The 22,525-nt window shown below is 64.8% G+C and carries 23 protein-coding genes; 8 read left to right on the forward strand and 15 right to left on the reverse strand.

What is annotated here, in order from left to right; translation table 11 throughout:
- The 4 genes from E4P29_RS24905 to E4P29_RS24915 all read right to left on the reverse strand — a co-directional run.
- Nucleotides 1-241 (reverse strand): acyl-ACP desaturase (locus tag E4P29_RS24905; RefSeq protein WP_167735607.1); only part of this gene is annotated, 241 nt, incomplete at its 3' end.
- A 130-nt stretch (nt 242-371) separates the two neighbouring features.
- Nucleotides 372-836: a GtrA family protein gene (locus E4P29_RS24910; protein WP_245154492.1), complete on the reverse strand. Its 465-nt coding sequence runs from the start codon at nt 834-836 to the stop codon at nt 372-374.
- A 107-nt stretch (nt 837-943) separates the two neighbouring features.
- Nucleotides 944-1,111 carry a hypothetical protein gene (locus E4P29_RS26170; protein WP_167735608.1) on the reverse strand — a complete coding sequence of 56 codons (168 nt, stop codon included), beginning with the start codon at nt 1,109-1,111 and terminating at the stop codon, nt 944-946.
- Nucleotides 1,112-1,194: 83 nt separating this feature from the next.
- Nucleotides 1,195-2,580, reverse strand: a complete 1,386-nt coding sequence (locus tag E4P29_RS24915) for a hypothetical protein (protein WP_135047818.1) — start codon at nt 2,578-2,580, stop codon at nt 1,195-1,197.
- Between the two features lie 156 nt (nt 2,581-2,736).
- On the opposite strand from E4P29_RS24915, the gene E4P29_RS24920 reads away from it, so the two are divergent.
- Nucleotides 2,737-3,501, forward strand: a complete 765-nt coding sequence (locus tag E4P29_RS24920) for a pirin-like bicupin family protein (protein WP_135047820.1) — start codon at nt 2,737-2,739, stop codon at nt 3,499-3,501.
- A gap of 111 nt (nt 3,502-3,612) precedes the next feature.
- The gene (locus E4P29_RS24925; RefSeq protein WP_245154488.1) at nt 3,613-4,086 is read left to right on the forward strand and encodes a DUF4190 domain-containing protein; all 474 of its coding nucleotides are present in this window, start codon (nt 3,613-3,615) and stop codon (nt 4,084-4,086) included.
- 12 nt (nt 4,087-4,098) lie between these two features.
- On the opposite strand, the gene E4P29_RS24930 is transcribed toward E4P29_RS24925, so the two are convergent.
- The 4 genes from E4P29_RS24930 to E4P29_RS24945 form a co-directional block, all read right to left on the reverse strand.
- Nucleotides 4,099-5,256: a GGDEF domain-containing protein gene (locus E4P29_RS24930; RefSeq protein WP_135047822.1), complete on the reverse strand. Its 1,158-nt coding sequence runs from the start codon at nt 5,254-5,256 to the stop codon at nt 4,099-4,101.
- A gap of 159 nt (nt 5,257-5,415) precedes the next feature.
- Nucleotides 5,416-6,999, reverse strand: a complete 1,584-nt coding sequence (locus tag E4P29_RS24935) for an ABC transporter permease (RefSeq protein ID WP_245154489.1) — start codon at nt 6,997-6,999, stop codon at nt 5,416-5,418.
- Entirely contained in the window at nt 6,996-7,874 is an 879-nt protein-coding gene (locus E4P29_RS24940) for an ABC transporter ATP-binding protein (RefSeq protein WP_135047824.1), read from the reverse strand. Before E4P29_RS24940 ends, E4P29_RS24935 begins: the two co-directional genes overlap by 4 nt.
- Nucleotides 7,871-8,485 carry a TetR family transcriptional regulator gene (locus tag E4P29_RS24945; RefSeq protein ID WP_135047826.1) on the reverse strand — a complete coding sequence of 205 codons (615 nt, stop codon included), beginning with the start codon at nt 8,483-8,485 and terminating at the stop codon, nt 7,871-7,873. The genes E4P29_RS24940 and E4P29_RS24945 overlap by 4 nt, the downstream gene beginning before the upstream one ends.
- A gap of 54 nt (nt 8,486-8,539) precedes the next feature.
- On the opposite strand from E4P29_RS24945, the gene E4P29_RS24950 reads away from it, so the two are divergent.
- On the forward strand, nt 8,540-10,498 hold the full coding sequence (locus E4P29_RS24950) for a M13 family metallopeptidase (protein WP_135047828.1): 1,959 nt from the start codon (nt 8,540-8,542) through the stop codon (nt 10,496-10,498).
- Between the two features lie 73 nt (nt 10,499-10,571).
- Complete coding sequence (locus tag E4P29_RS24955) at nt 10,572-11,882, forward strand: cytochrome P450 (protein ID WP_135047830.1); 1,311 nt, start codon at nt 10,572-10,574, stop codon at nt 11,880-11,882.
- Here E4P29_RS24955 and ugpC read toward each other — a convergent pair.
- From ugpC to E4P29_RS24980, 5 genes are all read right to left on the reverse strand, one after another.
- Nucleotides 11,860-12,942 carry a sn-glycerol-3-phosphate ABC transporter ATP-binding protein UgpC gene (gene ugpC / locus E4P29_RS24960; protein ID WP_135047832.1) on the reverse strand — a complete coding sequence of 361 codons (1,083 nt, stop codon included), beginning with the start codon at nt 12,940-12,942 and terminating at the stop codon, nt 11,860-11,862. The genes E4P29_RS24955 and ugpC overlap by 23 nt on opposite strands.
- On the reverse strand, nt 12,942-14,267 hold the full coding sequence (locus tag E4P29_RS24965; protein WP_032382359.1) for an ABC transporter substrate-binding protein: 1,326 nt from the start codon (nt 14,265-14,267) through the stop codon (nt 12,942-12,944). The genes ugpC and E4P29_RS24965 overlap by 1 nt, the downstream gene beginning before the upstream one ends.
- A 28-nt stretch (nt 14,268-14,295) precedes the next feature.
- Nucleotides 14,296-15,186, reverse strand: coding sequence for a carbohydrate ABC transporter permease (locus E4P29_RS24970; RefSeq protein WP_135047834.1), 891 nt, complete (start codon nt 15,184-15,186; stop codon nt 14,296-14,298).
- A complete protein-coding gene (locus E4P29_RS24975) occupies nt 15,183-16,115 on the reverse strand; it encodes a sugar ABC transporter permease (RefSeq protein ID WP_209205512.1) in 933 nt (310 codons plus the stop codon). The genes E4P29_RS24970 and E4P29_RS24975 overlap by 4 nt, the downstream gene beginning before the upstream one ends.
- Before the next feature lie 135 nt (nt 16,116-16,250).
- Complete coding sequence (locus E4P29_RS24980; RefSeq protein WP_135047836.1) at nt 16,251-17,165, reverse strand: L,D-transpeptidase; 915 nt, start codon at nt 17,163-17,165, stop codon at nt 16,251-16,253.
- A gap of 278 nt (nt 17,166-17,443) precedes the next feature.
- On the opposite strand from E4P29_RS24980, the gene E4P29_RS24985 reads away from it, so the two are divergent.
- Genes E4P29_RS24985 through E4P29_RS25000 form a run of 4 tightly spaced genes read left to right on the forward strand, consistent with a single transcriptional unit; the run spans nt 17,444 to nt 20,544 of the window.
- Nucleotides 17,444-18,163: a glycosyltransferase family 2 protein gene (locus tag E4P29_RS24985; protein ID WP_245154490.1), complete on the forward strand. Its 720-nt coding sequence runs from the start codon at nt 17,444-17,446 to the stop codon at nt 18,161-18,163.
- Entirely contained in the window at nt 18,160-19,158 is a 999-nt protein-coding gene (locus E4P29_RS24990) for an acyl-CoA dehydrogenase family protein (RefSeq protein ID WP_135047840.1), read from the forward strand. The genes E4P29_RS24985 and E4P29_RS24990 overlap by 4 nt, the downstream gene beginning before the upstream one ends.
- On the forward strand, nt 19,152-19,901 hold the full coding sequence (locus tag E4P29_RS24995; protein ID WP_209205513.1) for a PIG-L family deacetylase: 750 nt from the start codon (nt 19,152-19,154) through the stop codon (nt 19,899-19,901). Before E4P29_RS24990 ends, E4P29_RS24995 begins: the two co-directional genes overlap by 7 nt.
- A gap of 13 nt (nt 19,902-19,914) precedes the next feature.
- Entirely contained in the window at nt 19,915-20,544 is a 630-nt protein-coding gene (locus E4P29_RS25000) for an SAM-dependent methyltransferase (RefSeq protein WP_135047842.1), read from the forward strand.
- Nucleotides 20,545-20,563: 19 nt separating this feature from the next.
- Here E4P29_RS25000 and E4P29_RS25005 read toward each other — a convergent pair whose 3' ends face one another.
- Nucleotides 20,564-21,304, reverse strand: coding sequence for a GAF and ANTAR domain-containing protein (locus tag E4P29_RS25005; protein WP_135047844.1), 741 nt, complete (start codon nt 21,302-21,304; stop codon nt 20,564-20,566).
- Nucleotides 21,305-21,419: 115 nt separating this feature from the next.
- Nucleotides 21,420-22,442 (reverse strand): putative zinc-binding metallopeptidase, encoded by a 1,023-nt coding sequence (locus tag E4P29_RS25010; protein ID WP_135047846.1) that lies wholly within the window; start codon nt 22,440-22,442, stop codon nt 21,420-21,422.
- Nucleotides 22,443-22,525: the final 83 nt, after the last annotated feature.

The following is a 22,525-nucleotide window of genomic DNA, read 5'->3' on the forward strand; positions in this document are numbered from 1 at the left end:
ACGGCAGGTTGTCCTCGGTGAGCAGGTTGGTGATCATCGCGGCCTGCGCGACGTCGGAGAGTTTGGACTGCTCCGGGTCGTAGTCCTTGCCGCCGAGGGCGGCGAAGTTGCGGCCCTCGTCCCACGGGACGTAGTCGTGGGGGTGCCACTCGCGCGCCATCGAAATGTGACGGTTCACATTGTCCTCGGCAGTGGGCACCAGCTCCTGCAGAAGCTCGAGCTGTGTCAGATCCCTGGCCATTCGACATGCCTCCTCGCATTGACGTCAGCTCACGAGCCTAGGTCGATGCGGCCGACTATCAGGAAGCCTCGCCGAAACTCTGTTACAGGTAGCAACCGATCTTCGAGACCGGTGGTGCTCTGTCACAGCGTCACGAGTGAGCCGCTTCCATCCCGGGCAGGCTCGGCGAGCGGAACACCCATCCGCGCAGGGCGAGGAACCGAGCGGCTCCGACCAGTCCGCTGACCGCGATCACGGCCAGAACTTGAACGTACGTGGCCGCGGCGGGAACGAGGAGGTGCACGGCAGCCAGCGCGGCAGTACTCAGGCCCAACCCGATCAGGGCGAGCCCTCCCGCTTCCCACTGAGTCTGGAACCAGCCGACGCGGTCGGCGGCATGGAAGGTGTGGCGGCGGTGCAACTCGTTGGCGAGAACGGTGCTCGCAGACACTCCCGCCAGATTGGCGGGGAAAGATCCGAACGACGCGAGGGCAACGAACAGCAGTGCATAGACGCCGTTGCTCGACACCCCGACGATCACGAAACGAGCGAACTGGGCAGGCACAGTCTCACCGAACAGGCGTGCCCTGCAGTCGGGCTCCGTAGGCGCTGACAGTGCTGTGCTCACGAGGTCTCCAGTTGTAGAACCGGAAGCGTCGTCCGACGCTTCGAATCGATACAACTCCGCTTACCCGCGAATCGGTGCCAGGGGTGACCGAGATCTCAGACTTTCGAGGAACTTTCTTCCCGTTCACGCTTCTTGCGACCGAGGTCGATGTTGAGCTTGTCGGGCTTGATCGACGCGACGAACAACACCGCGACGAGCACGACCACCACGACGACGGTGACGACTACCACCGCGATGCCGAAAATTGCCAAGATACCGTTCATGTCCTGCCTCCCGTGTCAGGCAATACGGTACTTGTCGTAGACGGGCCGGTCCACGCCCGCCCCTGTAGCTCGGTCCATGGCCTTCAGCTCACCAAGCGTTCGACTGCACGCATCGGCAGAGACAACCAGGTCGGCCGATTGCGCGCTTCGTACAGAACCTCGTAGACGGCTTTGTCCAGTTCGTACGCGCGCAGCAGATCGGCTTCGTCGCGTGGATCGTGGCCGGCCACCGATGTGTACCCGTCGAAGAAGGCCGTGATGCTTCGCGCAGCCCACTGCTCGGCGCGTTCCCGCAGGGCCGGATCCTCCGGCAGATCGACGAGCAGGTGGTTGGCGGCATAGTCGAACGACCGCAGCATCCCCGCGACATCGCGCAAAGCACTGTCCAGCTGTCTGCGCTCGTCCAACGTCTTGGCCGGCTCTCCCTCGAAATCGATGAGCAACCACCGCTCGGGGGTCCCCAACACCTGCCCGAGATGCAGATCGCCGTGAATCCGTTGAACGGTGGTATTGCTCGACGCCTCGGCCCGTGAGATCAGGGCCGTCGCGGCGGGGATGTACTGGGCGATCTCCGGAACCACTCGCGCTACTCCGGAGATGCGCTCGAGGATCTCTTCGACGGCCGTCGATTCCACGGAACGTTCGGCGGTACCCAGGACCGAGGCGAGATCGTGGTGCACCTGCGCGACGGCCGCGCCGAGTCGATGCGCGTGGGGAGCGAAGTCGGCGGACAAATCCTCGATCGGCGTGGCGGGGGAATCGAACACCTCGCGCACGCTCGCCAGTGCAGTGGTCCATCCCTCGGCAGAATTCGCGGCGAAGTCCTGGATCATTCCCAGCGTGGTGGTCTCACCGCCGACCTGCGCTTCGAGCCACCCTCGCAGCGGTGCCACGTTGACGCTGCCGGCCTCCGCCAGCGCGCGGTGCAACTCGACGTCCGGACTGATTCCGGGCGGTACCTGACGAAACAGCTTGAGCAGCAGCAGATCGCCGATGATCACCGACGTATTGGACTGCTCTGCACCCAGAACCCGACCGCGCATGCCCTGCGGCACGCTCGAACCGTCGACGACCTTGAATTCGATACTGCCCGTAGGGTTCTCATCAGAGAACGCGTCACCGTACAGGGCGATGATCTCCGGATCACGTAACCCGTCGAACACTGCCACCTCACCGGGTACAGGCAACAGCCACGGGCGTAGTTCCTCGGCCACCTCGGTGCGGAAACCGAGGGGCACCTGATAGGTCTGGGTCACCGACGTGCCGTCCTGGATCAGATCGACCTCGACGAGCAAATGCTCGGCCGCGAAATGCGGCTCGTCGTGCAGTACGTCCCGAGCGACGATCCGTACGGCACCCACCGTCGAACCCTTTGCGCCGAACCATCGTTGACCTGGCAACCACGACACCAGTGCGTCCTCGAGCAGGTGTCGAACAGCGTGTGCCGCGCTCGAGCTGGAACCGACCATGAGTATCTCTCGCCGCCTTCGGGGAGTTGCAGAGCGTGTGACCGTACCGTCTCCGAACCTACCCACTCGGGACCGCCGCCACACCCCGGCAGCAAAGACACCCGAACGTTATGCAGGTCGTACGCCGGTGCATCGACATGCTCGTACAGTGGTGACATGCCCGCTCCACTGACCGCCCACATCGACGTGCATCGTGCCGGTGATCGACTGAAAACCCGTGTGTCCTGGCTCGACTCGAAGCACTCGTTCTCTTTCGGTCAGCACTACGACCCCGAGAACACCCACCACGGCCTGTTGTTGGTGAACAACGACGACATCGTCACCGCCGGGCAGGGATTCGAGACGCATCCGCACCGCGATATGGAGATCGTGACATGGGTGGTGCAGGGCTCTCTGGTGCATCAGGATTCGATCGGGCACTCCGGCATCATCTATCCCGGACTGGCGCAACGGATGAGCGCGGGCAAAGGCATCATGCACTCGGAGAAGAACGACTCCTGGAGCATCGACGGCAGTCGGCACACCGAACCCGTCCGCTTCGTACAGATGTGGGTGATGCCCGACAGTCCCGGCACCGCACCGGACTACGAACAACTCGAGATCGACGACGAACTGCTGCGCGGAGGACTCGTCACCGTCGCGTCGGGCATGGACCGACACCGCGGTCGGGCGGCAATCGGCATCGGCCAGAAATCTGCCGCGTTGCACGCTGCGCGATTGACACCGGACTCGACCGTGACCGTCCCCGACGCACCGTTCGTCCACGTGTTCGTGGTCCGCGGTACCGTCTCGATGGAAGGTGTCGGAGAACTGTACGAGGGCGACGCGGTCCGTATGAGTTCCACTGGGGGACAAAGAATCACGGCTTCGGAACCGGCCGAGATCCTGGTCTGGGAGATGCACTCGCGACTCGGCGGTTGACATGTACGTTCGATGACAAGTTGATCACGGGGGCGCGCGGCGTCTGTGCGCACCGTAGACATCTGCATACACTCCGAGCGTTCATGATCGCCCATCTCGGAGGTGCCAGACGTGTCGAACGACTATCCCCCGCCCGGAAACTATCCGTCACCTGGTGAGTACCCCCAGCAGGGCGGGTATCAGCAGGGTGGATACGAGCAACAGCCGGTGACACCGAAGAACACCGTCGGCACCGTGGCTCTGGTTCTCGCGATTCTCGGTGTGTTGTTCTCCTGGACCATCGTCGGCGGCATTGTTCTCGGCCTGATCGCTGTTGTCCTCGGCTTCATCGGTCGGTCCAGGTACAAGAAACGCACTGCCACCAACGGCACCGTGTCACTCGTCGCGATCATTCTCGGTTTCGTGGCGGCGGCCCTGTCGATCGTTCTCGTCGTTGTCGGCGTCGGCCTGTTCAACGCAGTCGGAGGACAGGACTTCACCGACTGCATGACCAACGCAGGCAGCGATTCTGCAGCGCAACAGCAGTGTGCCGACGAATTCCAGCAGAACGTCGAGAACCAGTACGGCGACTCGACACCCAACTGAGTTGGGGCTGAATCATTCGCGTCCGAGTACGTCGGGCGGGCCGGCGTTCGCGTCGATGGCGGTCTTTCCCAGCACTGCATTCGGCCGAATCCGATGTCCGTCCGCCACGACGACCTGGTCGCCACCCCGTCGTTTGGCGTCGTACATCGCCACGTCGGCACTTCGTAGCAGGCGGCCGACTTCGACGATGACGTCTTCCGAACCCCAGCCCGTGACGTCACACCGGCCGTGTACCACGCCGATGCTCACGGTGAGGGGTGCTCGGTCGTCCGACGAATGGACGCGTGTCCTGAGCTGCTCTGCCAACGCGACCGCATCGCCGCCCCCGAGTCTGGCGACCACCGCGAACTCTTCGCCGCCGGTCCGCGCGACCAGGACGCCGTCGACGGACAGGCGTCGCGCGGTCAGCTCGAGCGCCGAATCGCCGGCATGGTGGCCGAATCGGTCGTTGATCGACTTGAACCGATCGACGTCGATGACCATGACCGACACCTGGACGGCACCTGCCAAATAGCTCGTCAGCTCCTCGTCGAGTCCGCGGCGGTTGCGAAGGGCGGTCAACGGGTCGACGTTTGCTCCGGCTGCCTGAACCTGAAGCCGCAGCAGCAGATACTGAAGAAATGTGGGACCCATGAACGTGACCGGGAGCAGCACGAGGAGCTGGACGAGCGCCAGCGCGCGGTCTGCACCGGGCGTGCACAGGACCAACACGAACATCGACACCACCGCGACCCCTGACCACACCAGGTGCAGGCTCAGCATTCTGGGGCTGAGAAACAGTTGGATGAAAATCCCGTTCGTGGCGAACAGTGCGCAGGCCAGGAAAACGCTCGGCGGAGTTCCGTACGCGAGCAGAACGGAGGCGACACCGACATCGGCGAACACGCCGAACGCCATCGCCATGTGTTTGCCCGGCCATGGACCCTTCAACCAGGCGACACCCACCACGACAGTGCTGAGTCCTGCGCCCACGATGATTACTCGAGCCGCAACGGAAGTCGGCGGCGTTCGGGTCAGCAGCAGCGCCAGCGAGCTCAGTCCGTAGGCGAACGTGGTGAACGCGGCGGCCCGTCGATACGGGCGCAGCGCACCGAATTTCTCGAAGTCACGGACGGTGGCCTCGTAGTCGTGCGGCTGGTTCCACCACTTGCTGGTGAACGTCGACTGCACCGTACCCCCCAGCGCGTCGCGACCACAGAATCAGCCGACGAAATTGTTCGCTCGATGGACGTCCGACCAGCCAGGACAGCCGGACCGGCCGTAACTGTATCGAATCGGACCGGTGGCGACAGGCGCTTCGCCACAAATGCGCTCCGGTGTCAGCTCACGTCACCCCGGCACGTCACGTCGACGCAACCGATCGATGCCCACTGCCGTTCCCACCACAGCAATCGAAGTGAGGACCAGTAGTGCGACAACCGGTATCGGGCCGCCGGGCAGTTTCGGCGAGTGTGTGAACGGCGACAGATCCAGAAGCCGTTGGTCCACGCCGACCACCGCACCGATCTGCCCCAGGGCAACGAAGCCGCCCAGGACCGCCCACAGGACGGTCGCGAATCGAGGGACAGCGCCGAACAACACCACGCCGATCGCCGTCACCACCCACACGGCCGGGAGCTGACCCAGAGCGCCGACCACGACGGACGGCAGTTCGCCCCAAGTATTGCCGGTAGCCGACCCATACGTCAGCCCGATGGTGACGCCGACGACCAGCAGTAGCCACGCCGGGCCGAGCACGGCGAAGAGCAAACACCCTGCCGCCCACCGACTGCGCGAGATACCGGTGGCCAGCACGATCTCGGCCAGACCCGATGCTTCCTCGCTGTGTAGGCGCAACAGGACCGACGCCGAGTAGGCCGCCACCATGATGCCGACCATGCTCAGCACGACGGCGATGAACGACTGTTCGATCGTGGTGCCGCCGAATTTTCCCAGTGCGTCGCTGATGGCGGTGCTGCTGCCGAGTTGATCGCCGATGCCGTCCGTGGACGAGCCGATCGCGATACCGAACAGGGCGAGGCTTACGGTCCAGACCACAGTGGTTCCGCGGGACAGTCGCCACGCGAGGGCGACGGGACCGGACAGTGACGGAACCGCAGCCACGCGGCCGCGGCGTTCGGCCCGCAGTCCACTGCCGAGATCGCGTCGATTCGCTGCCACGAACGCTGCGGCGACGAACGCCGTAGCGGTCGCCAGCGACAGCAACAGCGGCCACCACCGTTCGTCGGCGAACGGTCGCACCTGCGCCGACCACCCGATCGGCGAGAACCACGACAGGGTTCCCGAACCGATGTCGCCGATCGCTCTGAGAACGAACGCTGCGGCCAACACGCCGAGGGCATAGCCGCGAGCCGCGCGAGCCCCGGACGCCACCTGTGCCGCCAGCCCCGCGCAGCCGACGAACACGGCACCGACGACGACGATCGAGGCACCGAACGCGACGCTCCCGGCCACCGGCAGACCGAATGCCCACAGCGAGACGAACGACAGCATTGCCGTCGCCACCACGCCGCCGCCCGCCAGCAGCACGGCCGCTGTCAGCCCTGCGAATCTGCCCACTGCAGTCGACCCGACCAGCTCGACACGACCCGCGTCCTCCTCACCGCGGGTATGCCGAACGACAGTGAGGATCGCCGCCAACGGAACGAGGGTCAGCATCAGTCCGGCGCGCCACGACACCAGCGCACCGAGGTCGCTACCGAAGATCGGCCCTACGAGCGCCGCTTGCGCCGGCACTGCCTCGGTGCCGAGATAGAACGCTCGACGGTCTGCCGCCGTCGGATACAGCCCCTCGAAACTGACCGCGTACAGCAGCGGGAGCGCTCCGAGCAGAACGACCCAGATCGGCAACACGAGTCGGTCGCGGCGCAGATACAACCGCAGCAATGCCCTTGTGCCGCTCAGGCTGTTCATGCGTAGTACCTCAGGAACAGCTCCTCGAGAGTCGGCGCGGAGCTGATCATGCTCTGCACGCCTGCGTCGGCCAGGACGTGCATCACCGCTGCGAGCGATTCGTTCTCCACCGTGCAGGTAATGGTGAAACCGTCCACGGTCACGCCACTGACCCCGGTGAGCCTGTCGAGATCGTCGGGTACTCGATCCACAGTGACGGTCATCGTCGTGCGGGTGAGGTGCCGCATCGACGCCAGGGTCCCGGTGTCCACCGTGCGCCCGTCCCGGACGATGGTCACCGAACTGCACAACGCATCCACCTCGGACAGGATGTGCGAGGACAGCAGCACCGTGACTCCGCGTCGCGCAGCATCTTTCACGCATTCGGCGAACTGCTGCTCCATCAGGGGATCGAGACCGGAGGTTGGCTCGTCGAGGAGCAGCAGCTCCACGTTCGATGCCAGGGCCGAGATCAGAGCGACCTTCTGGCGATTGCCTTTCGAGTAGGTGCGACTCCGCTTCCCGGGGTCGAGGGAGAACCGTTCGATCAGCTCGGCCCGGCGGTCGGAGTCGATACCGCCGCGCATCCTGGCGAGCAGATCGATCACCTCCCCGCCGGTCAACGACGGCCACAGCGTCACATCTCCGGGGACGTAGGCCAGCCGTCGATGCAGTGCGACGCCGTCGGCCCACGGATCACCGCCGAGCAACCGAACAGTGCCCGACGTCGCGCGCACGAGACCGAGCAGTACGCGGATCGTGGTGGATTTACCCGACCCGTTGGGGCCGAGAAAGCCGTGCACATCACCGGTCTCGACGTGCAGGTTCAGGCCGTCGAGGGCCCGGACCGAACCGAACGTCTTCACCAGATCGTCGACTGCGATGGCGTCGGTCATTGCTCGGCCTCCAGATAGGTGTCCAAGATTCGGGAATCGGTGAACAATCCGTCGGTGTACAGCTCGAGTGCCGGCAGCATGACCTCGTCGCCCAGGGCGCTCAGAGCCGCACGGAAATCGACGTCCGGGCCGGCCATCTGTACGTACAACAGCAGACCGCCCACGTTCTGGCGCGTCAGGAACCGGGCGCGCGCCGCGGGGTCGCGGCTGGGTGTGAACCGGCCGTCGCGCACTCCGTCGTCGAGGTACCGGACGGCGTCGTCGACCATGTGCTCGAACAACTCTCGGGCCAGCGCTCCGCCCGAGGAGAAGCTCCGCACGATGTAGGCGACGAGCGGGGCGTACTCGTCGATGCGGGCGAGCTGCTCCATCATCCCGGTAGGACCGGCCGAGGCGGCCTTGGATTCGCGGATCGTGCGCAGGACGTACTCGTCGCACGCCGCGCGAAGTCCGTCCTTGGACCCGAAGTGATGGTTGAGCAGCCCGGGTGAGACGCCGGCGGCGCTGGCAATGGACCGCACACCGGCGGTGAAACCCTGCACGCCGAAGACGTCGATCGCGGTGTCGCGGATCCGCGCGCGGGTGGTCAGATCCTCCGATGCTGAACGCATGTACAGCACATTAAACACCCGTTCAATCGAACGCAAGAGTGTAAAGATGGATACATGACTTCAGTAGTGAACTCGGGCATCGATCTCAGCTACCAGGACGAGAACACACGCGCGCAGGACGACCTCTTCGTGCACGTCAACGGCAAATGGCTGGAGGACTACAGCATTCCCGCCGACCGCGCCGTCGACGGTGCGTTCCGGACGTTGTACGACCGCGCCGAGGTCGACGTACAGACCATCATCGAAGAATCGGCGGCCGCGAATCCGCCCGCCGGTAGCGACGCACAGAAGATCGGCGACCTGTTCTCGAGCTTCATGGACGCCGACCGGGCCGAACAGCTCGGCACCACCCCGATCGCCGACGAGCTCGCCGCCGTTGCCGATGCGACCGACTTGGTCACGCTCGCAGGCGTTCTCGGCTCTCTGCAACGCACCGGAGTCGGCGGCGGTATCGCTCACTACGTCGACACCGACGCCAAGCGATCCGACCGCTACCTGGTGCACTTCAGCCAGTCCGGAATCGGCCTGCCCGACGAGTCGTACTACCGCCAGGACGAATACGCCGACATCCGCGCGAGCTACATCGCGCACATCGCGAAGATGTTCGCGCTCAGCGGCGTCGAGTACGACGCGCAGACGGTGTTCGACCTCGAGCGCAAGATCGCCGCGGGCCACTGGGACGTCGTCGCCCGGCGTGACGCAGAGAAGAGCTACAACCTCGTCCAGTTCGACACTCTGGTGCAGAACGAGCCCGGATTCAATTGGACCGCATGGATTTCCGGCCTCGGCGGCACCACCGAACAGTTCGCCGAGATCGTCGTTCGCCAGCCACCGTTCGTCACCACGTTCGTGTCCCTGTGGACGTCGGAGGACATCGAGACCTGGAAGGCGTGGCTCGCGTGGCGCGTCGTACATGCCCGGGCTCCGTTCCTGACCAGCGCACTCGTCGACGAGAACTTCGCGTTCTACGGAACGACGCTGACCGGAACGGAAGAGAACCGCGAGCGCTGGAAGCGCGGTGTCTCGCTGGTACAGGACGTCCTCGGCGAGGCCGTCGGCAAGCTCTACGTCGAACGCCACTTCCCGGCGGACTCGAAGGCACGCATGCAGGTGCTCGTCGACAACCTCACCGAGGCCTACCGCCGCAACATCTCCGAGCTCGAATGGATGAGCCCGGAGACGCGCCGCAAAGCCTTGGACAAGCTGGACAAGTTCACGCCCAAGATCGGCTACCCCGACCGCTGGCGCGACTACTCGAGCGTCGTCATCACCGCCGACGATCTGCTCGGCAACTACCGCCGCGGCTACGAGGCCGACTACCAGCGTGATCTCGACAAGCTCGGCGGACCGGTCGATCGCGACGAATGGTTCATGACGCCGCAGACCGTCAACGCGTACTACAACCCCGGGATGAACGAAATCGTTTTCCCCGCAGCCATTCTGCAGCCGCCGTTCTTCGACGCCGAGGCCGACGACGCAGCCAACTACGGCGGAATCGGAGCCGTCATCGGTCACGAGATCGGGCACGGATTCGACGACCAGGGCGCCAAGTACGACGGCGACGGCAACATGGTCGATTGGTGGACCGACAGCGACCGCACCGAATTCGGTAAGCGCACCACCGCCCTGATCGAGCAGTACAACGAGTTCGAGCCGAAGGCGCTGCCCGGCCACAAGGTCAACGGCGAATTCACCATCGGTGAGAACATCGGCGATCTGGGTGGCCTGTCCATCGCCGTCGCCGCCTACGAGATCTCGCTCGAGGGCAAGGACGCACCGGTGCTCGACGGTCTGACCGGGCTGCAGCGGGTGTTCTTCGGCTGGTCCCAGGTGTGGCGGACGAAGGCTCGTGACGCCGAGGCAATTCGCCGTCTCGCCGTCGATCCGCATTCGCCGCCGGAGTTCCGGTGCAACGGAGTCGTGCGCAATCTGGACAGTTTTCACGAAGCGTTCGACGTGAAGCCCGGCGATGCGCTGTACTTGGACCCGGGGAAGCGCGTCAAGATCTGGTAGCACGTGAGTGGAACTTCGTAGTCTGCTACGAGAAACCACTCACATGGGGCGGGACTACGGGGAGGACAGTCGGATGAGGGAATTCGTACGGTGGATCGCGGCGCACGGGGTCATCAGGTTCGGGGCCAAGCGCGCTGCGGCCGCCGGTGACCGGCAGGCCATGCTGGTCGCCGATCCGGCGACGCGGGCGAATCCGACGCCGGTGTACGAGGAACTGCGGGCGACGGCACCGCTGGTGAAGACCCGAATTTCCAACATAACCGTGCATCACCGGGTGGCGTTCGCCCTGCTGCGCTCCGACGATTTTCGAGTCACCCAACTGGGCGGCACGTTGCCGGCACCGCTGCAGTGGGTGGAACGCCACACCCGGTCCGGTGCCCTGCATCCGATTCTCCCGCCGTCCCTGCTGTCGGTCGAGCCGCCCGATCACACCCGCTACCGCAAGCTGGTGTCCTCGGTGTTCACCGCCCGGGCCGTCGCGCAGATGCGAGATCAGGTGCAGGAAACTGCGGACGCGCTTCTCGACGAACTGACCGACGGCAGCCCTGTCGTCGACATCGTCGACCGATACTGCGCCCGCCTTCCCGTCGCAGTCATCGGCCGCATCCTCGGCGTTCCGGAGAAGGACAATCAGCGCGTACTCGAATTCGGCGAAATGGCGGCACCCAGCCTCGACATCGGTATCTCGTGGAGCCAGTTCAAGCAGGTGGAGCGGGGCCTCATCGGTTTCGACGCGTGGCTCTCGCAGCACATCGCCGAGCTTCGCCGGAACCCCGGCAACGACCTGATGAGCCAACTCATCGCCGCCGAGGACGAGGGCATCGGCCTGAACGACGAAGAGCTCAGAGCCACCGCAGGATTGGTGTTGGCAGCCGGATTCGAGACGACAGTCAATCTCCTCGGCAGCGGCATCCAGCTCCTGCTCGATCATCCGGATCAACTGGCTGTGCTGCAACAGGATCCGTCGCACTGGCCCACCGCGATCGACGAGATGCTGCGGATGGAATCTCCCGTTCAGCTGACGGCTCGGGCAGCCAAGCACGACGTCGTCGTGGAGGGCGTGCCGATCAGGAAGGACTCACTGGTCATCCTGGTGCTCGCCGGTGCCAACCGCGACCCGCTGGTGTTCGAGGATCCCGATCGGTTCGACGTCACCCGCGCCAACGCGGGCAAGCACCTGTCGTTCTCCGGCGGACGCCACTACTGCCTGGGCGCAGCGCTGGCCAAAGCAGAGTCCGAGGTGGGTCTGAAGACGTTGTTCGACAGGTTCCCCCACCTACGTTCGGCAGGCGAGGGAACCCGTCGCGACACGCGCGTACTGCACGGGTGGGCAACACTTCCGGTGGATCTGGGCGAGCCCGTCAGGACAACCGCAGGCCGGTAACGGAGTCGAAGAAGAACAGTTCGTCGAGCACGGGCTTCAACCGGACGGTCTCGGCGAGAGCGACCGAGAGCTTTCGATCCACCCTCACCGAGATACGTCCGGAGGGCGTCGTCCACTGATCGTCGGTGTTGGGCGCGGAGGCGTAGACGAACGACTCCGCACCCAGCTCCTCGATCAGTTCGACGGTGAGCCGGAGTCCACCCGCATGTTCGCCGACGAGCTCCCACGATTCCGGCCGAATCCCCACGACGACGCGTTCGCCCACCGACGACGGAACAGGGATCCGAACGTCGCCGAGGACCGCAGCGCCCTCGTACACGGGAGCGTCGACGAGGTTCATGCCGGGAGACCCGATGAACCCGGCGACGAAGGTGTTGACGGGATTGTCGTACAGCTCCCGCGGAGCGGCGATCTGCTGTAACTTGCCGTCCCGCAACACCGCAACCCGGTCACCCATCGTCATCGCCTCGACCTGATCATGGGTGACGTACACGGTGGTGGTACCCAATCGCTTCTGCAGTCCGGCGATCTGGGCCCTCGTCGACACTCGCAGCTTGGCATCGAGATTGGACAGCGGCTCGTCCATGCAGAACACCTTGGGTTGCCGAACGATGGCTCGCCCCATGGCTACTCGCTGCCGCTGCCCACCGGAGAGCTTGCCCGGCTTGCGACCCAGCAGCGGCTCGAGTTCGAGCATCCTCGCGGCGTCCAGTACGCGAGCCGCTGTGTCGGCCTTGCTCATTCCCGCATTACGCAGCGCGAAGCCCATGTTGTCGCCGACGGTCATGTTGGGGTACAGCGCGTAGTTCTGGAACACCATTGCGACGTCCCTCGCCCGTGGGGCGAGCGAGGTGACGTCCACTCCGCCGATGTCGATGTGGCCGCTCTCGACGGATTCGAGGCCGGCCAACATCCGTAGGCTCGTCGACTTCCCACACCCGGACGGTCCCACCAGCACGATGAACTCGCCGTCCGCTATGTCGAGTTCGAGCGTGTCGACAGCGAGAGAGTCCGCGCCCGGGTACCTGTGCGAGACACCCGCATAGTGAACGGTCGCCATTACTTCGGCAGCTTCGGGGTGATCTGGCGGTCGATGATCTGCTGCAACTGATCGGAGATGGACGCGAATGTCGTTGCGACATCCGCATTCTGCAATGCGATCTGCTCGAGTCCGCTACCGATGATCTTGTCTCCGCCGGGAACGAACACCCGGGCAGCGTCCTGGGAGCGGGTACGCGCCAACTGGTCGACGGCCGTCTTCGCATTCGGATTGGCCTCGAGGAACGCGATCTCCGACGGGTCCTGCTGCGCCGACTTGCGGACCGGCATGTACCCGGTGTTCTGCGAGAAGTACGCGGTGTTGGCACCGTTGGTGACGAAGTCGATGAACTTGAGCGCGTTCACCTTTCGCTCGTCGGAGATTTTGGCCGGGATGGCCAGACCCGCGCCGCCGGTGGGGCATCCCGGCGCGCCGTCGGTGGCCGGCAGGAAGGCCGTACCGAACTCGAATGCGGCACCCTTGGTGATGGTGGACAGGTCTCCGGTGGAGGCGATCGTGGAGGCGAGGATGCCCGCGGCGAAGTCGTTGGCGATGTCGTTGGAGACCGCCGCGTACTTCTTGGTGTGGATCATGTCTTGCAGGAACTTGCCTGCCGCAATGGTATTGGGGTCGTCGAACTTCAGCTCGAACTGATCGGAGTACGATCCGCCGAACGTCCAGATCGGTCCTTCGAACGTCCACCCGAGGTAGTCGACGGCATTACCCCAGCCGTGGGCGAGCTTGCCGTTTCCGACGACGGCCTGGATGCGCGGGCCCCATTCGTCGAATTCTTGCCACGTGGCCGGTCCGCGATCGGGCAGGCCGGCTGCCGACCAGACGGCTTTGTTGTAGTAGAACAGCGGAGTCGAGCGTGCGTACGGCAGAGCCCAGTGGCTACCGTTCCAGTTGTAATCTGCAAGAAGCGAATCCACGTAGTCGGACTGGTCGACCCCGGCCGCGGAGAAGTGCTTGTCGAGGGGCTCGATCGCACCGGTGAGTGCGTAGTTGAACCACCAGACATCCGAGAGCACGACGACGTCGGGCACATCGTTGCCCGAGAGCGCCGCGTTGAACTTCTGCGACACCTCCTCGTAGTTCTTGCCGCCGTCGATGAGATTGACCGTCAGACCGGGGTTCTGTGCCTGGAACCGCGAGATCAGTTCCTTCTCGAACTCCTGGGACTTGCCCGGGTGATTCGACCAGAAGTTGATGGTGTTCGCATCGCCTTCGACACCGCCGCCGCCGGACGAGCCCGATCCGGGGCCGCTGCATGCCGCGAGGGCTGCGGCGGCCGCAGCCGCACCGGTGAGCGTGAGGAAGCCACGCCGATTGATGATGTGTGCCATGGTGTTCGACTCCTGATAGTGAGGTGGATCAGCCCTTGACCGCACCGGAGGTGAGGCCCTTGATCATGTGGCGCTGCAGGACGAGAAAGACGAGAAGAATCGGCAGAATGGTCAGCACTGTCGCGGCCATGACCGCTCCCCAGTTGGTGTAGCCCTCACTGTTCTGCAGCAGCGTCAAGCCGACCGGGAGCGGCGCGACCGACGAGTCGTCGGACATCAGGAACGGCCAGAGATATTCGTTCCATTCGGTGACGATCGTGATGATGGCAAAGGCCACCATGGTCGGGCCCGACAGCGGCAGGATGACCCGGAACATCAGCCGCACCGGGCCCGCACCGTCCATCCGCGCGGCTTCGATGATCTCCGGCGGCAGCGACAGAAAGTGATTACGCATCAGAAAGGTACCGAAGGCGACGCCGGCCAGCGGAATGATGATGCCCTGGAAAGAGTTCCGCCAGCCCAACTCGGAGATCAGCGAGTAGTTGGAGATGACGGTGATCTGGTTGGGCACCATCAGAGCGGCGATGATGACGAGGAAGACGATGTTCTTGCCCGGGAATCGCAGAAAGACCAGGCCGTACGCACTGAGCACACCGAGGACGAACTTGATCGACGCGACCGCCGTGGTGATGACGATCGAGTTGCGCAGGTACGTGAAGAACGGCACCGCCGTCGTCGCCTCGTTGTAGTTCTGCGGGTGAAAGGTGCTGGGCCACCATGTGACCGGCTGAACATAGATGTCGGGTCGGTCCTTGAACGAGGTGATCAGGATCCAGAACAGCGGCAGGCCGATCATCAGCAGGACAGCAACCATGGCTGCGTAGCCGAGGATGTTCGCGCTTCGGCGCGTGCGCTGCGGGTCGCGACTGTGCGAGGGCTTCTCCGGCACTGCGGCATCGGGCTTGCTCACCAAGGTCATCGCTGATCGTCCCGATCCATGATTCGTACCTGTACGAGAGTGACGATCAACAGCACGAGGAACAGGATCGTCGCGACGGTCGCGCCGTAGCCGGCCCGGAAGTTGCGGAACGTCTCCTCGTAGACCTGGTAGACCATCGTGGTGGTTCCGGTGGCCAGTGGGCCACCGCGCGTCATGACGTTGATGATGTCGAAGACCTGAAGAGAGTTGAGCAGCACCGTGATCGAGAGGAAGAACGTCGTCGGACGCAGTTGCGGCAGCAGCACTTTGCGGAACGTGGTCCAGCGGCTCGCCTGGTCGATCTCGGCCGCTTCCATCAATTCCTTGCGCACACCCTGCAGCGCCGCGAGATAGATGACGAAGGTGTAGCCCAGGTTCTTCCACAGGTAGGTGACGGTGATCATGACCATCGCCCATTTGGGGTCCTGATAGAAATCGGGGACCGCACCGAGGCCGAATCTGTGCATCAAGTCCTGGACGAGCCCAAAGTTGGGATCGAAGACGAACTGGAATGCGATACCGATCGCGGCACCGGAGATCACGTACGGCGCGAACACCGCGGAGCGAACGAAGTTGCGGCCCCGCAGTTTACGATCGAGCAGCAGCGCGAGTATCAGGCCGAGCACCAACGAGCCGACGACGGCGGCCACGGTGAACACGACGGTGTTGCCGACGATCTGCCAGGTGTCGTCGCGGGAGGCCCACTCGCGGTAGTTCTCGAATCCGACGAACGTGGACGTGGGCGAGGACAGGTTCCAGTCGAAGAACGAGAACTGGAAGTTCTCGACCAACGGGCGGTACGTGAAGACCGCCAACAGAACCAGGTTGGGGCCCACGAGAATCAGGAACAGTGCGTAATCGGTCCACGGCCGCGAGAAAATGCTCTTCTTGCCTGCCGTGGGCAGCACTCGTTCGGTTGTTGCACTCACCGCGAGGACTGTGCTCACTCGCGGCTAACGAATGGTGAACGCGGCCCCAACTGGTGCCGTCACGCAAACCAAATGCTGCGCAGTGGTGTGGTTATGTGCCGCGGAGGGCTCATAACCACACCACTGCCGCAGGCACTAGCGGTTCCAGTCTCCGAGGCCGTCGGATCCGCTGAGGGTGCCGCCGTCGGTGTTGACGACGATGACGGGGTCACCCTTCTGGGCGTTCTCGAAGAACCACTTGCCGTCTTCGGTGCTGACGTTGAGGCAGCCGTGCGAGGAGTTGGAGTAGCCCTGCTGCGACTCGGACCACGGTGCGGCGTGGACGAAGATGCCGCTGTAGGAGATGCGCGTGGCGTACTCGACGTACGTGCGGTAGCCCTCTTCGGAGTCCACCGGAACACCGTAGGTGGAGGAGTCCATGTACATGTCGCGGAAGCGCTCGCCGACGATGTAGGTGCCGTTCGGGGTTTCGTGGCCGACCTTGCCCATGGAGGTGGGCATCGTACGAACGACCTCGCCGTTGCGGGTCACGGTGATCTGCTTGGTGTTGTCGTCGGCGGTGGTGATGATCGAGTCGCCGGTGGAGAACTCGGCTTTCGCTCCGCCTGCTTCGACGGTCACCTGGGTGTGCGCCGGGTAGAACTCGTTGGGCAGCCACCGCACCTGGGTGTCGTTGATCCAGTAGAAGTGGCCGTCCACGGACGGGTTCGTGGTGACGCGGATGGCGCGCAGTGCGGCGTCGCGATCCCCGATGGCCTCGTCGAAGCGGATCGCGATGGGTTGCGCCACTCCGACGACCTCGCCGCCGGACGGGCTGATGCTGGGATCGGCGAAGTTCGCCGGTGCCAACGGTGCCACCCGCTGCTGCGGGGCGGGTGCGGGTGCCGCCGGATCCGAGGATCCGGGCAAGCCGGGGATCGACACGTCGGGGCCGCCCGGCCACAGTGGAGCCGCCTGGGCGGATCCGAATGCTGCAGAGGCGGCGAGCGCCGTACCTGCGAAAATCGCTCCGATACGGGCGAACCTGCGAGCGCGAACCTGTGTTGCCATGTGACCCGACCATCCTTCGTACTGCGTCGTGATGCCCAGTAGCAGTGCTGCCGCGGGGCAACGCCCATTAACACATACCGCCCGGACATTTGCTAATCGGATATTGCCGAAAACGATGTCGGAATTCACGGATACGAGTAGTTTCCCGCCACCCGACACCCTGTTCGAGCCATATGTGTCGATCGTCCGGTAACGGGTATGTCGCATGCAACGTACTCCGTCCAGCCACCGGCGGTTCCGCAACGGGCTCGAAGGTCCGGTGTCCGAAAGGGTGGCTCGTGACTGTCGATACCAGCACTCCAGTCCATCGCATCGTCGTCGTCGTGCCCGCACACGACGAACAGGACCTGCTCGACGCCTGCCTGACGGCCCTGGCGACGGCCGAACGCCGCGTCGTCGAGGTCGCCCCGGTGACGGTGTCGACGATTGTCGTTCTCGACGCGTGTACCGACGGATCGGCGCGTATCGCGGCGCGTCACCCGTCGGTCTCGGTCGTGCCGGTGGCCCATCGCAACGTGGGAGCCGCGCGGGCGGCCGGATTCGCACAGGACCTGAACGGCGGTCTGAGCCACGCCGACACGTGGTACGCCACCACCGACGCCGACTCGACGGTGGGCGAGCAGTGGCTGGTCGGGCATCTGCGGCACGCCGCCGAGGGTGCCCGGGCTGTGGTCGGGACGGTCTCGGTGCGATTCGAGGACCGCATCGTCGACGACGAAGCACTCCGCTCCTCCTATGACGCTCAGTACGTGAACGAGTCGGGTCATCCCCACGTCCACGGTGCCAATCTGGGTGTACGGGCGACGGACTACTGGGCCGTCGGCGGTTTCGCGCCGCTGGCCACCGGCGAGGACCACGACCTGGTCCGTCGTCTGGAGCTCGGCGGCACCGTGTGCCGCCGAGTGTGTGACATTCCGGTCGATACATCGGGCCGCCTGCGTGGCAGAGCACCCGACGGTATGGCCGGCTTCCTTCGTTCTCTGGAGCCTTCTGCATGACCGACACCGGATTCGTCGACCCCCCCGATCGCACCACCGATCTCGAGTCGGCATTGCGCGCGCAGTTTCTCGCGTTCGAGGCGGACGGGCGGTTGGATCTGGCTCTCCCCGGCTCGGGAAACACGGACCATCGGTGGCAGTCGCTGGCTGCGCTGGGTCGGCACGACACCGTTCTGGGCCGCTGGGCCGAGGCACATACCGACGCGATCGCGATTCTGCACGAGCTCGACGGCCCGACGCCCGAGCGTGGCCAGATCTGGGGCGTGTGGGCTGCGGAACCCCCGGCACCGATTCTCGAAGCGGTACGCGGCGATTCGGGGTGGCTCCTGTCCGGGACCAAGCCGTGGTGTTCGGGGGCGTCCGTCTGCACCCACGCTCTCGTGACCGCTCGCGTCGACGGCGAGCCGCGATTGTTCGCAGTGGACCTGACTCATCCGGGTGCTGCTCCGGTGCCGAACACGTGGCATGCCGTGGGAATGCGCGAGAGCGACTCGGGCTCGGTCGCATTCGATCGCGTCCCCGCGGTCGTGGTCGGTGGGCCGACGGAGTACCTGACCAGGCCGGGCTTCTGGCATGGCGCGATCGGAGTGTCGGCCGTCTGGTTCGGTAGCGCCTGCGCGGTGGCCGACACCCTGTATGCGGCCGTGCGCGCGCGTCCCGACCCACATCGCGCTGCTCACCTCGGTGCCATCGCCTCGGCTCTCGGAGCCGCGTCGAGTGCCCTGACCACCGCGGCGGCCGAGGTCGACGCGGATCCGTTCGACCGTTCAGGCCGCGCTCGGATCCGTGCTCGCATCGTGCGCGCCGTCGTCGAGGATGCCGCGACGCAGTGCATCGACCGCGTCGGGCGTGCGCTCGGTGCCGGCCCGCTGTGCGCAGACGCAGAGCATGCTCGACGCGTTGCCGACCTCACCGTCTATCTGCGACAGAGCCACGCCGAACGCGACCTCGAAGCCCTCGGACACGACATCGCACAGGAAGACAACCCTTGGTAGAGAACGCATTCGACGCCGAAGTCGACCTCGGTACCGCCGAGTCGGCCTGGCTGTCCGCAGATTGGTCCGTTCCCCTTCTGAACTGGAGCGATGTCGTCACCATGGTCGTCGTGGCACCCCATCCCGACGACGAAGTACTGGGCGTCGGGGGGTTGCTGTCGCTGGCCGCAGCCGCGGGCGTCGATGTACGGGTCGTCGCGGTCACCGACGGCGACGGTTCTCATCCGGGTTCGCCGACGGTGACGGCCGAGGATCTCCGCGCCCTGCGGCCCATCGAGTCCGAGCGTGCCCTCGCCGAATTGGGCATCGCCGGACCGCCGACGCGTCTGCAGTTCACCGACGGCGAGGTCGAGCGGCACGAGGACGCTCTGGCCCGCGCACTGGTCCCGCTGCTGGACGCCACTCCGGGTACCTGGTGCTTGACGCCATGGCGCGGAGACGGTCATCCCGATCACGAAGCCACGGCGCGTGCGTGCCTCACTGCGGCCGGTGTCGTGGGGATACCGGTGGTGGAGTACCCGATCTGGATGTGGCACTGGGCAACTCCCGAGCATCCGGCTGTGCCGTGGTCACGCAGCCGCCGTATCGACCTGCCCGCACATGCCGTCGAGGCGAAACGGGCGTCGATCGAGCGATTCGAATCTCAGATTCGGCCACTGTCCGATCACCCGGCGGATCGCGCAGTGTTGCCACCGCACATCCTGACGCGGTACCGACGTCCGTTCGAAGTGGTCTTCGCATGAGTAGGCTGTCCGCATGAGCTTGAGTCCGGAATACTTCCGCGATGTGTATGCCGCGCACGAGGATCCGTTCATGCTCGACAGCAAGTGGTACGAGCGTCGCAAGTATGCCCTCACCCTGGCATCGCTGCCCAAGCCGCACTATCGACGCGGCCTCGAACCCGGCTGTTCCATCGGTGTGCTCACCGAACAGCTCGCTGCCCGCTGCGAGCATCTGGTGTCGACAGACGTGGTGCAGAGCGCACTGGATACGGCTCGCGCGCGCGTAGGCGAGAGTGCTGCAGTCGATTTCGCACTGTGGTCCCTCTCCGACGACGTATCGGCGTTGCCGAACCCCCACGAGAAGTTCGATCTGATCGTCGTCAGCGAGGTGGGTTACTACCTCGACGACGCAGACCTGGCGGCCGCCATGAGCCGCATCGTCGGGCGGCTGGAGGCCGGAGGCACACTGGTGGCCGCGCATTGGCGTCACGACGTGGACGACTACCCCATCTCGGGCGATCGGGTCCACGAGATCATCGCTGCCACAACCGGACTGGCTGCACTGAGCCGCTACCTGGACGAGGACGTGCGGATCGAGGTGTTCATCGCCACCGACCTTCCCGCCGTATCGGTTGCCAGCACCGATGGACTCGACGTGCGATGAGGCCCGGTGCCTCGGGCGCTTATTCGGTGGACTTCGCCGCGTCGTCGACCAATTGCACGGCGAGGTCGGCCAACTTGACGTTGGTGTCCTGAGAAAGCTTGGCCAGCAACGCGAATGCTGCTTGCGAATTGAGGTTGTAGCGTTCCATCAGCATGCCCTTGGCCTGCCCGATCAGATCCCGGCTCGTCAGCGCAGCCCTGATCTGCTGTTCTTCTCGGGCGCTGGAGAACGCGATGGCCGCGTGTGCGGCGAACAACGAACCGATGGATTCGGCTTCGGCCGAGAATGCGCGGGTTCGCGTCGAATGCAGGTTGAGTGCGCCGAAGTTGAACCCTTCGACGTAGAGCTGAAAGCAGATCATGCTCTTGACCCCGAGCGCAGACGCTGCATCGGTGAACTGTGGCCAGCGGGTCTCGCTGTCCATGTCGTCGATACGGATGGTCGTCTGTTCGATCGCCGACTCGAGGCACGGCCCCTCGCCCAGCTGCTCCTGAATCTTGTCGCAGTGCCCGGCAACTTCTCCCGACAGAGCGGCGCTGTGCACGAACTTGCCCTGCATGACCGTCGTGATGGACGCGTACTCGGCATTGGGAACCTGAGCGACCGCGGCCTCGGTGATCATGGCCAGTACGCGATCCGGATCGGAATGCTGACGGCGCAGCTTCTCGGCGACCTCGGCCAGCCGTCGGCTCAGCTGGAAGTCGGTAACCCGCGGGATGGCGCCCGACGCGTTCAGTGTCTGCTCGCTGATGGTGGTCACCTCGTCCTACTGCTGCACTCTGCCCACTACTGCACAGGGGCGTACCCGGTATCGGCGGCTGCCGACAACACAGGATACGCCCCTGGGCGCTGAGCTCAACGACCGTGAGCCAGGCTCACAGCGAGCTCGGTGCCACCAGAGAGTGCACGAAGCCGATCTTCTTCACGACGGTCGCAGGCAATACGAACGGGTACAGGTCCTGGTGACCCATCGATCGGTTGATCTGATTGAGCGCCCACGACAACGGCAGCCACCAGTCGATGATCTGATCGAAGCCGACCTCGCCGGGCAGCGGGCTTTCGAGGGTCGATCCGGCCGGTGCCATACCGAAGGCCGCGGCCGTGTCGAGGGTGTCGCGGATGTGCAGGTAGTGGGCGAAGGTCTCTGCCCAGTCCTCGGCGGGGTGCATGGTGGCGTAGGACGAGACGTAGTTGTCTTCCCAGCCGTCCGGTGCACCTTCGCTGTAGTGGCGATCGAGTGCGTCCTGGTAGCTCGAATCCGGATCGCCGAACAGTTCCTCGAACTCCGCGCGGTGCTCGCCGTTGCCGACCAGCACCATCTGGTAGTAATGGCCGATCTCGTGACGGAAGTGTCCGACCAGCGTGCGGTAGGGCTCCGACATCGCCACGCGGAGCTGCTCGCGGTGCACGTCGTCGCCCTCGGCGAGGTCGAGGGTGATCAGACCGTTGTCGTGGCCGGTCATCACCTGCTGGTTGGCACTGGAGAGCAGATCGAACACCAGACCCGTCGACGCGTCCTCGTCCCGGCCGACGATGGGCAGGCCCAGCTCGGTGAGCTCGAGGATGACGCGACGCTTGTTCGTCTCCGCGTCCGCGTAGGCGGCCATCGCGTCCAGGTCGTCGTCGGCCGGGCGCGTCCGCGTCAGCCGGCAGGACAGGCAGAGGTCGTCGGAATCGGATGCGTCGACCAGCCAGTTGCAGCGCGCGGTGTTCAGGTTGGCGCACGTCTTCCAGGTCGCACCATCCACCTCGGCCTCGGCGATGCCGTCCTCCTTGTCCGGGAGCACCAGGAGGGCTCTGCTCGGCAGATGGAAGCCGAGTGCGCTCGAGCAGCTCAGACACAGTGAGTTCTCGAACGACAGCTTCTGTCCGCACTTGCGGCAGATGAAATCACGCATGGATGTTCCTTAGTGGCAGGGGTGAGTCGGGCTCGTATTCCCGATTTTCGGCGGACTAATGCCGTTCGCCGAATATGTCGTGC

Origin of the sequence: Rhodococcus sp. 1R11 (assembly GCF_004563845.1) — a bacterium.
Taxonomy (GTDB): domain Bacteria; phylum Actinomycetota; class Actinomycetes; order Mycobacteriales; family Mycobacteriaceae; genus Rhodococcoides.

Excerpts from the sequence above, each read along its gene's own strand:
- E4P29_RS26170 (WP_167735608.1), bottom strand. The coding sequence starts at position 1,111 with ATGAACGGTATCTTGGCAATTTTCGGCATCGCGGTGGTAGTCGTCACC.
- E4P29_RS24915 (WP_135047818.1), bottom strand. The coding sequence starts at position 2,580 with ATGGTCGGTTCCAGCTCGAGCGCGGCACACGCTGTTCGACACCTGCTC.
- E4P29_RS24920 (WP_135047820.1), top strand. The coding sequence starts at position 2,737 with ATGCCCGCTCCACTGACCGCCCACATCGACGTGCATCGTGCCGGTGAT.
- E4P29_RS24935 (WP_245154489.1), bottom strand. The coding sequence starts at position 6,999 with ATGAACAGCCTGAGCGGCACAAGGGCATTGCTGCGGTTGTATCTGCGC.
- E4P29_RS24940 (WP_135047824.1), bottom strand. The coding sequence starts at position 7,874 with ATGACCGACGCCATCGCAGTCGACGATCTGGTGAAGACGTTCGGTTCG.
- E4P29_RS24945 (WP_135047826.1), bottom strand. The coding sequence starts at position 8,485 with ATGCGTTCAGCATCGGAGGATCTGACCACCCGCGCGCGGATCCGCGAC.
- E4P29_RS24950 (WP_135047828.1), top strand. The coding sequence starts at position 8,540 with ATGACTTCAGTAGTGAACTCGGGCATCGATCTCAGCTACCAGGACGAG.
- E4P29_RS24955 (WP_135047830.1), top strand. The coding sequence starts at position 10,572 with ATGAGGGAATTCGTACGGTGGATCGCGGCGCACGGGGTCATCAGGTTC.
- ugpC (WP_135047832.1), bottom strand. The coding sequence starts at position 12,942 with ATGGCGACCGTTCACTATGCGGGTGTCTCGCACAGGTACCCGGGCGCG.
- E4P29_RS24965 (WP_032382359.1), bottom strand. The coding sequence starts at position 14,267 with ATGGCACACATCATCAATCGGCGTGGCTTCCTCACGCTCACCGGTGCG.
- E4P29_RS24970 (WP_135047834.1), bottom strand. The coding sequence starts at position 15,186 with ATGACCTTGGTGAGCAAGCCCGATGCCGCAGTGCCGGAGAAGCCCTCG.
- E4P29_RS24980 (WP_135047836.1), bottom strand. The coding sequence starts at position 17,165 with ATGGCAACACAGGTTCGCGCTCGCAGGTTCGCCCGTATCGGAGCGATT.
- E4P29_RS24990 (WP_135047840.1), top strand. The coding sequence starts at position 18,160 with ATGACCGACACCGGATTCGTCGACCCCCCCGATCGCACCACCGATCTC.
- E4P29_RS25000 (WP_135047842.1), top strand. The coding sequence starts at position 19,915 with ATGAGCTTGAGTCCGGAATACTTCCGCGATGTGTATGCCGCGCACGAG.
- E4P29_RS25010 (WP_135047846.1), bottom strand. The coding sequence starts at position 22,442 with ATGCGTGATTTCATCTGCCGCAAGTGCGGACAGAAGCTGTCGTTCGAG.